13 protein-coding genes, 1 tRNA gene and 1 pseudogene are annotated in these 12,961 nt (G+C 60.1%); 5 read left to right on the top strand and 10 right to left on the bottom strand.

Annotated elements, in window-relative coordinates:
• Positions 1 to 130 precede the first annotated feature (130 nt).
• Entirely contained in the window at positions 131 to 1,552 is a 1,422-nt protein-coding gene (locus tag AM571_RS04285) for an MFS transporter (RefSeq protein WP_081377030.1), read from the top strand.
• A gap of 6 nt (positions 1,553 to 1,558) precedes the next feature.
• Here the strand turns inward: AM571_RS04285 and AM571_RS04280 are convergent, their stop codons facing one another.
• Genes AM571_RS04280 through AM571_RS04270 form a run of 3 tightly spaced genes read right to left on the bottom strand, consistent with a single transcriptional unit; the run spans position 1,559 to position 4,296 of the window.
• Positions 1,559 to 1,942, bottom strand: a complete 384-nt coding sequence (locus AM571_RS04280; protein WP_074060335.1) for a VOC family protein — start codon at positions 1,940 to 1,942, stop codon at positions 1,559 to 1,561.
• Between the two features lie 58 nt (positions 1,943 to 2,000).
• On the bottom strand, positions 2,001 to 2,720 hold the full coding sequence (locus tag AM571_RS04275; protein WP_074060334.1) for an RlmE family RNA methyltransferase: 720 nt from the start codon (positions 2,718 to 2,720) through the stop codon (positions 2,001 to 2,003).
• Between the two features lie 7 nt (positions 2,721 to 2,727).
• Entirely contained in the window at positions 2,728 to 4,296 is a 1,569-nt protein-coding gene (locus AM571_RS04270; protein WP_074060333.1) for a Ppx/GppA phosphatase family protein, read from the bottom strand.
• Between the two features lie 244 nt (positions 4,297 to 4,540).
• Between AM571_RS04270 and AM571_RS04265 the strand changes: the two genes are divergently transcribed.
• Positions 4,541 to 4,614, top strand: a tRNA-Gln gene (locus AM571_RS04265).
• A 60-nt stretch (positions 4,615 to 4,674) separates the two neighbouring features.
• On the opposite strand, the gene AM571_RS04260 is transcribed toward AM571_RS04265, so the two are convergent.
• On the bottom strand, positions 4,675 to 5,154 hold the full coding sequence (locus tag AM571_RS04260) for an SDR family NAD(P)-dependent oxidoreductase (protein ID WP_237358529.1): 480 nt from the start codon (positions 5,152 to 5,154) through the stop codon (positions 4,675 to 4,677).
• Here AM571_RS04260 and AM571_RS04255 point away from each other — a divergent pair.
• The 3 genes and pseudogenes from AM571_RS04255 to AM571_RS04245 form a co-directional block, all read left to right on the top strand.
• Positions 5,135 to 5,507, top strand: a pseudogene (locus AM571_RS04255) (EamA/RhaT family transporter); the annotation flags it as partial. The gene AM571_RS04260 and the pseudogene AM571_RS04255 overlap by 20 nt on opposite strands.
• Before the next feature lie 248 nt (positions 5,508 to 5,755).
• A complete protein-coding gene (locus tag AM571_RS04250; RefSeq protein ID WP_074060332.1) occupies positions 5,756 to 6,427 on the top strand; it encodes a DUF938 domain-containing protein in 672 nt (223 codons plus the stop codon).
• 182 nt (positions 6,428 to 6,609) lie between these two features.
• On the top strand, positions 6,610 to 7,719 hold the full coding sequence (locus AM571_RS04245) for a sulfite oxidase (protein WP_257788691.1): 1,110 nt from the start codon (positions 6,610 to 6,612) through the stop codon (positions 7,717 to 7,719).
• 832 nt (positions 7,720 to 8,551) lie between these two features.
• Here AM571_RS04245 and AM571_RS04240 read toward each other — a convergent pair.
• Genes AM571_RS04240 through AM571_RS04215 form a run of 6 tightly spaced genes read right to left on the bottom strand, consistent with a single transcriptional unit; the run spans position 8,552 to position 12,946 of the window.
• Positions 8,552 to 9,589 carry a Gfo/Idh/MocA family protein gene (locus AM571_RS04240; RefSeq protein ID WP_074063062.1) on the bottom strand — a complete coding sequence of 346 codons (1,038 nt, stop codon included), beginning with the start codon at positions 9,587 to 9,589 and terminating at the stop codon, positions 8,552 to 8,554.
• 7 nt (positions 9,590 to 9,596) lie between these two features.
• Complete coding sequence (aroQ, locus tag AM571_RS04235) at positions 9,597 to 10,046, bottom strand: type II 3-dehydroquinate dehydratase (protein ID WP_074060330.1); 450 nt, start codon at positions 10,044 to 10,046, stop codon at positions 9,597 to 9,599.
• 33 nt (positions 10,047 to 10,079) lie between these two features.
• Complete coding sequence (locus tag AM571_RS04230) at positions 10,080 to 10,448, bottom strand: 5-carboxymethyl-2-hydroxymuconate Delta-isomerase (RefSeq protein ID WP_015886723.1); 369 nt, start codon at positions 10,446 to 10,448, stop codon at positions 10,080 to 10,082.
• A 14-nt stretch (positions 10,449 to 10,462) separates the two neighbouring features.
• A complete protein-coding gene (locus AM571_RS04225; RefSeq protein ID WP_074060329.1) occupies positions 10,463 to 11,323 on the bottom strand; it encodes a shikimate dehydrogenase in 861 nt (286 codons plus the stop codon).
• Between the two features lie 18 nt (positions 11,324 to 11,341).
• Positions 11,342 to 12,115, bottom strand: coding sequence for an amino acid ABC transporter ATP-binding protein (locus tag AM571_RS04220; RefSeq protein ID WP_074060328.1), 774 nt, complete (start codon positions 12,113 to 12,115; stop codon positions 11,342 to 11,344).
• A 6-nt stretch (positions 12,116 to 12,121) separates the two neighbouring features.
• Positions 12,122 to 12,946 (bottom strand): transporter substrate-binding domain-containing protein, encoded by an 825-nt coding sequence (locus tag AM571_RS04215; protein WP_074060327.1) that lies wholly within the window; start codon positions 12,944 to 12,946, stop codon positions 12,122 to 12,124.
• Positions 12,947 to 12,961: the final 15 nt, after the last annotated feature.

The following is a 12,961-nucleotide window of genomic DNA, read 5'->3' as shown; positions in this document are numbered from 1 at the left end:
GACAGCCAACTCACGCACACGTGATGCAAACCCGTAACTCCCGCAGTTTCAGGGATTGGCAGAGGAGGCAACAGGGACTACACAGCTCGGGCTTCCGCGCCCTCCCCAAGAGTCGCCAAGGCTTTTGCCTATGAACCGCATTGTACCGCTGATCCTCGCCGTCGCGCTCTTCATGGAGCCGATGGATTCCACCGTCATTTCGACCGCCCTGCCCGCAATCGCCAGCGACCTGCATGTCGGGCCGATTACGCTGAAGCTGGCGCTGACCTCCTACATGGTGTCGCTTGCGGTTTTCATTCCAGTCAGTGGCTGGATGGCAGACAGGTTCGGCGCCAAGCGCATCTTCCGGCTTGCAATCTGCGTCTTCGTCATCGGCTCGATCTTCTGTGCGGTCTCTTCCAACCTGGTCGAGTTTGTCTTCGCCCGCTTCCTGCAAGGCATGGGCGGCGCGATGATGACGCCGGTCGGCCGCCTCGTTCTCCTGCGCACGACCCAGCGGAGCGAACTGGTTTCCGCCATGGCGCTGCTGACGATCCCTGCCCTTGTCGGTCCGCTCGCCGGTCCGCCGCTCGGCGGCTTCATCACGACCTATTTCAGCTGGCACTGGATCTTCCTGATCAACGTACCGGTCGGCATCATCGGCGTCTGGCTTGCAACAATCTTTCTTCCGGAGATTGAAGCAACCATGCCGCCGAAACTGGACTTCACCGGGTTCATGCTGACTTCGCTTTCCGCAGCGGGTGTCGTTTTCGGCCTCTCGGTCGTAAGCCTTCCGGCGCTGCCGCCGGCGATCGGTGTCACATCCACCTTGACCGGCTTTCTTTGCGGCTATCTTTACGTGCGTCACGCCAAGCGCCACCCAGCCCCGATCCTGAACCTGAACCTCTTCCGCAACCCGACTTTCCGTGCTGCGACGACGGGCGGCAATCTGTTCCGCGTTTGCGTCGGTGCCATGCCCTTCCTGACGCCGCTGATGCTGCAGCTCGGCTTTGGTCTGACACCGTTCCAGTCTGGCCTCATCACTTTTTCCGGAGCAATCGGCGCGATCACTACCAAATTCATGGCGCGGCGCGTTTTCGCCGCCACCGGCTTCCGCACGACGCTTCTTTCGGCAGCCTCGGTCACAACGATCGTAACAATCGTAACCGGCTTCTTCACGCCCGCAACGCCGCATCTCGTCATCATTACGGTATTGCTCATCGGCGGCTTCTCGCGTTCGTTCATGTTCACCGGCGTGAACGCACTGGCCTTTGCCGATATTGAGGATCGAGAAGCAAGCCAGGCCACATCGATGAGCTCGGTAATGCAGCAGATCAGCCTCGCGCTCGGCGTTGCAGTGGCGGGAGCAATCCTTGAGACATCCATCTATTTTCGCGGCGAGGCACTGCAGGTCGCCGACTTCCAGCTAGCCTTCTACGTCATCGCAGGACTGACGGTCGTGGCGACGATCCCCTTCATTCGCATGGACAGAAATGCAGGGGCGCTGGTTTCTGGCCATCGCGTCAAGCGGATCGGCCCAGCCATAGAGACCGAGCAACAAGCGGTGAAGTAAGCCCTTCTATTCCGGCTTTTCGCAAACGGCAGCAAGCTTGTTGCCGTCGGGATCGCGGATATAGGCGGCGTAGAAATTTGCATGATAGGCGCGCAAGCCGGGCTTGCCGTCATCAGTACCGCCCGCAGCGAGTGCCGCCGCATAGAACGCATCGACATCGGCGCGCGTTTCGGCGCTGAGCGCGATCATCGAGCCGTTGCCGGCGGTGGCACGGCGGCGGTTGAACGGCGTGACGATCCAGAGGCGTGAGCGCGTGTCGCCATCGGCGGAATAGCCGATCTCCTCGTCAGAAAGACGCTGAAGCTTGTAACCCAGCGCGGGCAGAACGGCGTCATAGAAGCGCCGGGCGCGCTCGATGTCATTGGTTCCGAGAGTGACGTAAAGTAGCATCAGATAGTGGCATTCCAATCCTGCAAGCCGCCATCATCGCCACAGACGATGCCAAAGATCAAGCTTTCGCAGCGTCCGTGACTGGCTTCCGGCCCTTGAAGCCCTTCGCCAGCAGGAACATCTCAACCGATTCGGCACGCGAGGAAGCCGGCTTTACGTGCACTACCTGACGGAAATGCTGCTTCAGCATGTTGAGCAATTCGCGCTCCGTTCCCCCCTGAAAGGTCTTGGCGAGGAAATGGCCGCCTTCGCCCAGAACGTCGACGGCAAAATGCGCGGCAACTTCGCAAAGATGCATCGTTCGCAGATGGTCCGTGCGGTGGTGACCGGTCGTGGGGGCCGCCATGTCCGAAATCACCAAATCCGGCGTACCGCCGACAGCTTCCATCAGTTTCGTCGGCGCGTCGGGATCGAGAAAGTCGAGCTGCAGGATCTTCACGCCGGGAAGTGGCGCCATTTCGAGAAAGTCGATGGCCGCGACGCGGATATCCTCGTCGGTCGAGCCCGTCACCTTGGCGGCGATCTGCGACCAACTGCCCGGTGCGGCGCCAAGGTCGATGATGCGGCGCGCGCCTTTCAGGATATTGTGCTTCTCATCGATCTCCAGCAGCTTGAAGGCGGCCCGCGCCCGGTAGCCCTCGAGCTGCGCGCGCTGCACGTAGGGGTCGTTGATATGGCGCTGTAGCCATTGCCGCGAGGAGGCCTTGAGCTTCTTCTTCTTGACGCGCTGGCCGAGCTTGCGGCCGGTGCGGTTGCCCGCGATCGGTGCCTTGGTCATTCTTTCCCTACCTTGCGCGCTGGCCGCGGCGGTTTCGATGGCGCCGCCAGACGCCGTCGTCCGCCATCATGTCGGTCAGGAGGCCCTCTCTCAACCCGCGGTCGGCGACGCGCATGCGCGGGCTCGGCCAGCGGCGGCGGATTGCCTCCAGAATGGCACAGCCGGCAAGTACCAGGTCAGCGCGGTCCGGCCCGATGCAGGGATTGGCGGCGCGGCTCTCGAAATCCCACGAGAGAAGCTTCGCCTGCATGGCCGAAACCTCGTCATCCGAAAGCCAGATGCCATCCACCTTGCGGCGGTCGTAGCGCGGCAGGTCGAGGTGGACGCCTGCCAGCGTCGTCACCGTGCCGGACGTGCCGATCAGGTGAAAATCGCCAGAATGTGCGACCTCGATTTCCGGGCAGTCGAACCGGGCAAGCATGCCCCCCACCTCCGATACCATGGTCTCGAAGCTTTCCGGTGTTACATGCTGGCCACCGTGGCGCTCGGAAAGGGTGACGACACCGACCGGCAGCGAGGTCCAGTGAGTGATGTGATTGGCAAGGCGGCTGAACCGGTTCTCGCCGATGCGGATGACTGCTATTTCCGAGGAGCCGCCGCCGATATCGAAAAGCACGACGGAACGCGTTTCGCGTCCGACCAGTGACGAGCAGCCGGATACGGCAAGGCGGGCCTCCGTTTCGCGGTCGATGATCTCGAGTTCAAGGCCTGTTTCGGCAACGACGCGATCAAGGAAAATGGCCCCGTTTGCGGCCTGGCGGCAGGCTTCAGTGGCGATCAGCCGCATGCGGCGGATTTCGCGGCTTTTCAGCTTCCCGGCGCATACGCGCAGCGCATCGACAGCGCGGTCCATTGCCTCGTTGGAAAGGCGGCCGCTTGCGCCCAGCCCCTCGCCGAGGCGCACAATGCGCGAAAAGGCGTCGACGACGCGGAACTGTCCCGGTCGGGTGGGTTGGGCAATCAGCAGACGGCAATTGTTGGTTCCAAGGTCGAGCGCAGCATAAAGTTCGTCCGGCCAGGGATGCTCGGCGTGATCGCGGCGCTCGCGTTCAGGCGGCCGGCCGCCCCGATTGAGGCCATCGTTTCGAGGCTCGGAATGTCCATTGGCCTTTGCTATCGTCGGGGCTCTCGCAATGACGGGATCGCTGGCAATGGCGGCAGGCTGGGCAGCGATGCCCGGCTGGCCGATGGATTTGCCAGGCGCCAGCGGACGACCCTGCAGGCCGCGTTTTCCACGGTGCTTGCGCCGGTTGCGGCGGCTGGATGAAGCTCCGCCATCCGCTTGCGCGGCCAAAGCCGGCTTCTCATGATGCTGGACCGCTGGGCCATCATGCCGCTGGCCGCTGTTACCGCGGCGCCGGCGTTTGCGCTTGCGAGCCGGGTTCCCGGCTGCAGCTTCCATCGGGCGCGCTGCCTCTCCGGATGTCTCGGAGGAGGCCTGCGAAGCGGCATGAGGCGCATTGCGGGACTGACCGCCCCGTTTGCCTTTCCGGCGCCGGGATTTTTTGCCATCCCTGCGCGCTGCCGCTGACGCCCCGTCAAATTGCGGCCTTGCGCCGCCTTCGGGGTCTTCCACGTTTGTTTTCCACGCGCCGCGCAAGTCCATGACGGTATGCAGCAGGCGCTCGTTAGTTTTTGCGTTGCCGCGAGAATACCAGCGCGAAGCAAAATCGCCAAATTCTTTTTGGATTCAAATCCGGGACCTGCTCGGCCCCACCCGATTGGGTTCGGAAATTTTTCCAAACAGGTATTTGCATTCTTCCGGCTTTTGTTTATAAGCGCCGCACACCAGCGGAGCCGCCATGCCGGCCGCACTCTGCTGGGGAATAGTTCAATGGTAGAACAGCGGACTCTGACTCCGTCGATCTTGGTTCGAATCCAGGTTCCCCAGCCAATTCTCCCTAAAATCCCTTGATTCCTTGATTTTCAAGTCGTGCCGGATCCCGTTTTGGCATCAATGGCGAGCTGATGCCCAGAACTGATGCCCAAAGGTGATGCCCAGGCGAAAGGACGACCTGCACGTGGACATTGCTGCCTTCAAGCTCCTGCCGGAGGCCTGGCTGAAGGCCTTAGACCAGCCGTAGACGCCGTTCAGTCTTTCGGGCGTGATCGCCACGAACGATGCGATGTTGACGATCGTTCCCCGGGTGCGTTCGACGAAGCCGGGGACGGTCGCGTAGGTGAGCCGCGTCAGCGCCTCGACATTGAGGGCGATCATCGCGCTCATCGCTTTGACGTCGGACTGCAGCAGTGGTGCGGTCGCTCCCACGCCAGCGTTGTTGATCAGCATGGTGATCCCGGCATTGTCGGCGATCAGGCTGGCGACGCGGTTCACGTCATCGGCCGATGTCAGGTCGGCGGTGACGGTCTCGATGGTGTGGCCTGTCTGCTCGCGGATCGAACGAGCGATCCGGTCGCTGGTCGGGCTTTGCATTCTGCTTTCGCAGAAGGGCATCATGCTCCATCTGACGCTTCGCAACTGTTTGCAGGCAATTTGGCTCGCTTTCATAGGATATGTCGGCTACTTCCTGACGGTGACGGGAGCGGCGGTCTTTGCCGGTCCCGTCATCGCTCCGGCCTTTCTCGGCCTGGTGCCGATCGTCTTGATGGTCATTGGGAACCAGCGCCAGGGGTCATTGCCATGGCGATCGCTTATGAGGCCGTTGGCGCTGGTGATGGTCGGCCTTGCTCTGGTCAATGTTCACGGCCGAGGGATTGAACTCGGTTCGATCATTGTGGATCGGCGTGCCGCTGGCGCTCGCGGCGGTGGGACTTTGGTGCTGGTTCGATACCTGATCGCGGGCGTCGTTCTTTCAGTGCGGATTTTCTATGATCGTCAATTCGCATCGGCAAAGGCAGTACTGGCGCATGAGTGACGTGCTGTGGCCGGACCAATGACAGACACTGAGTCGGAGATGCAGTCACGGCCGAACGCACGCGCCGGCGACCCCTTCGTAAGTCCGAAATCCTCGGTTCCAGTCCCATCATTTCAGCTATAAGGTGGGAGACATCGCCCAAAGGGGATTTCGAGGCCAATGCCCCCAGAGAAGAAGGACCGTTCGCCTGTTGCGCTGGAACAGCGCGACGTAAGCGCCGACCAGCGCATGTTCTCACCTTCCGTTGCGCGAAATTCGGCGCCGATCCTCGCGGTCCTAAAACGTGTCCTTCCCACACGTGGCGCCGTGCTGGAGATTGGATGCGGGACCGGCGAGCACGCCGTGTGTTTTGCGGGAGCAATGCCCAACCTCACCTGGCAGCCGAGCGATCCGGATGCCGACGCCCGCACCAGCACGTCTAGCTGGATCAAATTCGCAGGGCTGAAGAATGTGCTGGCACCGCGGGATATTGATGTGTGCTCAGGCCAATGGGGCGTCGAACAAACGGGGCATTTTGACGCCATCGTGTCGATCAATATGATCCATATCGCGCCATGGGCGGCAAGCTTAGGATTGTTCGCAGGAGCTGGCCGTTTGCTTCACGCTGGTGGGCTTCTTCTTCTCTACGGCCCATTCATGCGCGACGGGGCACACAACGCACCCTCGAACGCTGCTTTCGACGCGGCTCTAAAGGAGCGCAACCCATCCTGGGGTGTGCGTGATATCGCTGATCTTGAACACGTGGGTGAGGCCGCTGGACTTAATCTCCGCGAGACGATCGAGATGCCTACCAACAATATGTTGCTGGTCTTCTCCAGCGGTAGTGCCTGAACGACAAGCGGGCGCGAAAGAGACATGGGCCAAATCGAGGTCGATCCGAGGAACGTGCGGTATCTGCTAGAATGCGGCCGAAGGCGGAACGCGACAGACGCACTGCGAGGGCCGGTGTGATCGAACCGGAATTCGCGCGACCGAGTGCCAACGTTGTGCTCTTGGAAGGGGAGACGAGGACTATGCCGACACCAGAGCAACCCAGTCTAATAGTTCGACAGAAATCCCCACAGAACACCGAGTTTCCGTTTGCGTCGCTCTCCGATTGGCTGATCCCAACCGAGCTGTTCTTCGTGCGAAACCATTTCCCGTCGCCGGACCTCGATGCGCGAGACTGGAGATTGCGCGTTGGCGGGGCGGTGGAGAGGCCGATCGAACTTGACCTCGACAGCATCAAGGCGATGCGGAGCACGACTTTCACCGCCGTCGTCGAGTGTGCAGGGAACGGCCGCGTCTACTATGTGCCTCCGAAGGAGGGGTTGCAGTGGCAGAACGGAGCCGTCGGGAATGCCGCGTGGACAGGTGTTCTTCTGCGCGATATTTTGGAAATGGCGGGCGTTAAGCGAACCGCACGTGAGGTTCTGCTCGTAGGCGCCGACAGCGGCGTCGTCGACACGAACAAGAAAACGGCTTCTCCCGGCCCCATCGCTTTTGCGCGCAGTTTACCACTTGAGAAGGCCATCGCTGACAGCACGATCCTTGCCTATTCGATGAACGAGGAACCGTTGACGCGCGATCACGGCTACCCGCTACGCGCGGTCGTGGGTGGCTGGTTCGGCATGGCTTGGGTCAAGTGGATCACGCATATCACGGTTGTGGAACAACCGTTCCTTGGCTACTGGCAGGCGCGCGACTATTTCCGTTGGGAGCGCAGCCTCGGGGAACCCAGGCTGGTCCCTCTTGCGGAGATGGAGGTCAAAGCGCAGATCGCGCGTCCCGTACAGGGGGCGCGTCTCATCGCCGGCCAACCGTACCGGATTTTCGGAGCCGCCTGGAGCGGAGAGGCCGTTATCCGGCAGGTGCACGTCTGCACGGGAGATGGCAGGGGCTGGCGCGAGGGACGGCTCCTCGAAACAGAACGTCCCTTTGCATGGCGCTTGTGGGAGTACATGTGGACCCCTGAAGAAGTGGGGCGATATATACTGCGATGTCGCGCGATCGATGGGGCGGGGTGCGTGCAGCCCGACCTCCAGCGTTCCGACTGCGAGAGCTACGCGGCCAATTGGATCGTTCCGGTGGAGGTTACGGTCGTTCCCGAGCCACAGACGTACGAGGAGGAATTCGTGATCTAATCACCCGCATGGGGCGGAATGGCGGCTTTTGGCGGAACTGCCACCCGCGTTGTCGCGGCGTCATAGCCGCTTTGCAGCAACGGCGGCCGGTGGCTCGATGACCACTATGCGGGCGCGAAGCCGCCGTGCCGCGGTGGTCGCCAGTTCGGTAGCGGCGCTCAGCGCGGAAATTATTTCCGCTTACGCCGCCGGTTGACTGATGCCCAAAGCCAGGGCACAAAGGTGGCATCCAATGGTCGCTCGCGGCAGGAAAATATAGGGAAATCAAAGGCGATTTGGCTAAGTCATCGAAATTATGTGCGAATCCTTCTAGGTAAGCACAATTAGCCTGTAGCGCCTCATTGTGATCTGACGATCATAGCCAAAAATTCTGCAGATTTTACAGCTACATGCTAGTTTCTCCAGCGCCGGCACCCGCCGGTTCGCGCTACGCCGATGTCGCAATCTACGATCGCACGAAAACTAGCTGGGGACCCAATTTGTCAGGGGGCAAATTCTTCCGCTGTGCACTAAAAGCTGTCATCAGCAGGCCAGTCGGCGCATGGCTCGATTCGACCCGTTGCGGTCATCCGGCTCCAAGTACCGAAAGACAAAAAGGCACGTCAAGGCAGACGTTGATTTCTGCCTAAGTCGGCTTCAACCAGTCACCCCAGAAATTGGATGAAGCGTTGCGTCGTTGCCAGAGCAGGCGCGTTTCGATGGCGGCGAAGACAGAGCGGCGACGATTTCCTCCGCCAGAAGCGCGATGCCTAACGTCGGTGTTGAGCCGGCGTTCTCGTTACATCGGATGCAGGAGACGCGAAGGGTGAAAGGCGGTCAAATTACTCAGGCGTCAGTTCAACTCGATACGTTCTCCCGTTGCCGCCGAGCGTTTTACCGCATCGACTACCCTCAAGGTTTCGAGCCCCTCACGCCCGCTGACAAGCGGCGGTTCGTCTCCCCGGATCACCTTGCAAAATTGCCTGATCTGCAGACCGAGCGGGTCCTCGTCGTCGACCTCGATACGCGTTTGGTCAAATGGTTCCCACCAACTCCGTTTACCAGGATTGCGCCAGACCTCGAGCGACGGAACAGCCAGCGACCCGTGCGTTCCACCAATCATGTAACAGGATTGCTCGGTTTTGGGGTAAGCCGGATTCTCTCCGGTTGTCATCTCCCAGCTCCACGGTGCGACCACCGCGTCCGAGACTGTCGCAGTTCCCAAAACTCCATTCTTGAACTCGATCAGGATCACGGCCGTTTCCTCAACTGCGTTGCCGCGCACCGCGTTGGACTCGCGTGCTTGAACCGCAGCCACATCGCCGAAGAGGTAGCGCAGATTATCGACATCGTGGATGAGATTGAGGAAAACCGGCCCCGCACCGCGCTCACGACGCCACGAGATGTCGAAGTAGTCATCGGGCTTGAATAGCCAGAACATCGCATTGACAACAAGAACGCGGCCGAGCTTCCCGCTTTCGATGATTTCCTTTGCCTTATGCATCACCGGATTGTGTCGGCGGTGATGGCCGGTCAAAAGAGGAACACCTTTTGCCTCAGCCGCTGCGATCAGCTTTTCCCCGGATTTAATGTCGTCGGCGATAGGCTTCTCGATGAGTGCGGGAATGCCGGCTTCGACGGCTTCCAACCCGTTCTGGACGTGAGCCGGGTTGGGCGTAGCCACGATGATCCCATCAGGTCGGTCTGCGACAATCATGTCCGCGAAGCTTGGAAACCACTTCACGCTGGCTTCCTTGGCAATGGTCTCGCCAACCGGCGTGGGATCGACCACGGCACTGAGTTGCGCCGAGGGCTCGGCCAGTACGTGCTGAATATGGCGCTTACCGATGAGGCCTGCCCCAACTACGGCCAGCTTAACCCGTTTGGTCATGGTCACCTCAGCCATTGCCCGCCGCCTTGATCATTGTCGCCGCGCGCCGGATGCCAAGCTGGTATCCTTCTGTTCCAAGGCCGCAAAGCACGCCGTCCGCGCGGTGCGAAACGAACGAATGGTATCGGAAGCTTTCGCGCTTGTGCACATTGGAGATGTGGATCTCGATCACAGGCCCCTCAAATGTGTTCAGAGCGTCAAGGATGGCGAGTGAGGTATGGGTGAAGGCCGCCGGATTGATGACGATGCCCGCACCGTCCTCGCGCGCCTCATGAATCCAATCGATGATCTCGTATTCCCGGTTGCTCTGATGAAAGCGGATTTCATGGCCGAGTTCGGCTGCCAGTTTGCGGCAGTCCGCCTCTACGTCTGCGAGCGTTTCATGCCCGTAGATGTGCGGCTGGCGTTTGCCAAGCAGGTTGAGGTTTGGTCCATTGAGAACGTAGATCAGGCTCATAGCATAGTGTCCTTCTTGAGCACGTCGTCCTGGTCAGACGAACGCGATTGCTTGAACAGCAAAATCAGGGTCCGACTCGTAGAGATCTGCGCGCAAGCCGAGCCTTCCCGCTTCGAGAGCAGGCGCGGCGATCGCCCGCGCGGCGTCGAGAACGGCAGTGAGAAGCTTCTGCTTGGTCTCTGCAGTACGACCCGGTGCCATCCGCACGATGATTTGGATGAAATGATTATCGACATGCTCATCGCCCACGCAGGAGTATGTCGCCTCCCGCGCAAGCGTGCGCACGGCGGAAGGTTTCACAAGGCCGCCATCTCGAACGCAGCGATGCACGGTCAGCGTGAGCCGGTCCATGGCTACATGCTCGCCTGCGCCCCGGCTATAATCGATAATGATATGCGGCATTTGGGATCTCGCCATCAAGCCGACAGGCGGCACAAGTCCATAAAGTGACGGGACATCCGCTCTGCGTCGGGTGCAATCCCGGTGAACAATTCGAAAGCCGCTGCTGCCTGGTAGACGGTCATGCCGCCGCCACGAAGGGTCCGGCAGCCTTTTCTTTCGGCGAGAGAAAGCAGCTCTGTGACGAGCGGCATGTAGACAATGTCGGCGACCCAATGCCGTGGCAGAAGCCATTCCGGGTCGATCGGCAAACCAGGATGGCTCTTCATACCCGTCGGCGTCGCGTGGATAAGGCCGTCCGCTGAGCGCAGGGTGCTGCCGACATCCGTCGTGGCACGAGCGCAATCCCTTGAGAACCGATCGTTCAACTGCCCAGCCAAGGTTTCTGCCCGTTTCGAATCCTGGTCAAAGATCGATAATCTCTCGATCCCGAGCTTGATTGCGGCATGCGCCAAGGCGACACCGGCGCCGCCGGCGCCAAGCAGGATGGCATGCGACTTCGCGACGTCCGGAAGGCCGCGCTGGAAGTTCTCGTAGAAACCGTACCAATCAGTGTTGTGGCCGATCCTCTCGCCGTCACGAAAGACCACGGTATTGACCGCACCGAGCATCTCCGCATCCTCGGAAAGTCGATTGAGGTGGGCGATCACCGTCTGCTTGCAAGGATGTGTAATGTTGCTCCCGGAAAAACCGCGCCGCTCTTCCTCGTCTAGGAGGTCCGGCAGCGCCGAGGCGGGAAGGCCTCGTTCGGCGAAGTCGAGAAGCTCGTAGCGGTAATCGAGGCCCTGATGTCGCGCTTCCGTTTCGTGGAGAGTCGGGGACTTCGACATTTGAATGTCGGCCCCGATCAGTCCCACGAGGAATTTCTTGTCGTGCATTGGTATCCCTTTCGAACGTCAGTGGTGGGCTAGGATTTCGCCGAGGAAGGTCTTTGTGCGTTCGTGCTTGGGAGACTTGAAGAAGATCTCCGGTTCGGCCTCTTCGACGATTTCTCCGGAGGCCATGAAGATGACGCGATCAGCGACCTGTCGGGCAAACCCCATTTCATGCGTGACACAGATCATCGTCATGCCGTCACGGGCGAGCCCGATCATGGTGTCGAGCACTTCCTTCACCATTTCAGGATCGAGCGCAGAGGTTGGTTCGTCGAAGAGCATGACCTTCGGCTCCATGCAGAGCGCGCGAGCAATGGCAACGCGTTGTTGTTGCCCGCCGGATAGCTGCGCAGGATACTTTTCGGCCTGGTCAAGGATTCGAACGCGCTCGAGATATCTTCGAGCCAGTCGCTCTGCGTCAGCGTGGCTTGTGCCTCGAACACGCATCGGGGCGAGTGTACAATTCTGAAGTACGGTCATGTGCGGGAAGAGATTGAAGCTCTGGAAGACCATTCCCACTTCGCGCCGTATCGCATCGACGGATTTGGTGCTTCCGTCCAGTACCTGACCCTCCACGACGATCTTCCCGTCCTCGATCGTTTCGAGGGCATTGATGCAACGAATTAACGTTGATTTCCCGGAGCCTGACGGCCCGCAGAGGACGATTTTTTCGCCTTTGCGGACCGACAGACTGATGGATTTCAAGGCATGGAAAGCGCCGTACCACTTCTGCACGTCCTCAAGGGAAATCAGCGTCGGTTGATCGTTTGCGGAATTGAGCACGGAACTCTCCATTTGGGCTTAATTGACGGTGAAGGGGATGTTCGGAATGGATTCCGGGAACTGCGGCAGATCGATCGCCATCCACTTCTTCGTGATGGCGGCCAGCTCACCATTGGCCTTGATCTTGTCGATGAAGGCGTTGACGGCTTCGTTCCAGTCCTTCTCGCCGAGACGGGTCCCGACGCCGTTGTAGGTCGTCAGAAAGTTAATCTTGCGCTCATAGGTGCCGGCACTCGCCGCATCCAGTCGCTGACCATAGAACTGGTTGCCGCCAACCGCCTTTACCTGACCGGAGATGAGAGCCTGGATGGTTGCGGCGTCGTCATCAAAGCGGCGAACTGTTGCGGTGGATCCGACGGCGTCCGTTACTGCCTTATCCTGCGAACTGGACTTCGGAACGCCGATCTCCCATCCCGCAACGTCGTCAGGCTTCGTAACCGTGTCGGACTTCGCGGCATAAAGCGAAATCGTGTTAGCGGCATAGGGCTTGCTGTATTGAATTGATTTCGCACGTTCTTCCGTCATCGCCATCGTTGCGAACAGGATATCGACTTTGCCGGTCGTAAGCGCCGGAATTCGGTTGGCAACGGCGAGCGGCTGGAATTGAACCTTCACGCCCAATTCCTTAGCAAAAAGGTTGGCGACGTCAGCGTCGAAGCCGTCCTGCACGCCGCTTGAGTTGACGAACCCCCATGGCGCATTGTCACCCTGGATGCCGACCACAAGCGCCCCCTTTGCCTTGATTTCCTCTATAGTTGCCGCAGAGGCGGCGGCAGCGCCAACGGCTGCGAGGGCAACGGTTGCGAGTGCAAGCCCGAGAAAATTCCTACGATTGTTATGCATGCTTAATCTCCTCCT

Origin of the sequence: Rhizobium etli 8C-3, assembly GCF_001908375.1 — a bacterium.
In the GTDB taxonomy this organism is placed as follows: Bacteria; Pseudomonadota; Alphaproteobacteria; order Rhizobiales; family Rhizobiaceae; genus Rhizobium; species Rhizobium etli_B.
Note: the sequence above shows the minus strand (reverse complement) of the source record. Positions and strands in the feature narration are given on the sequence as shown.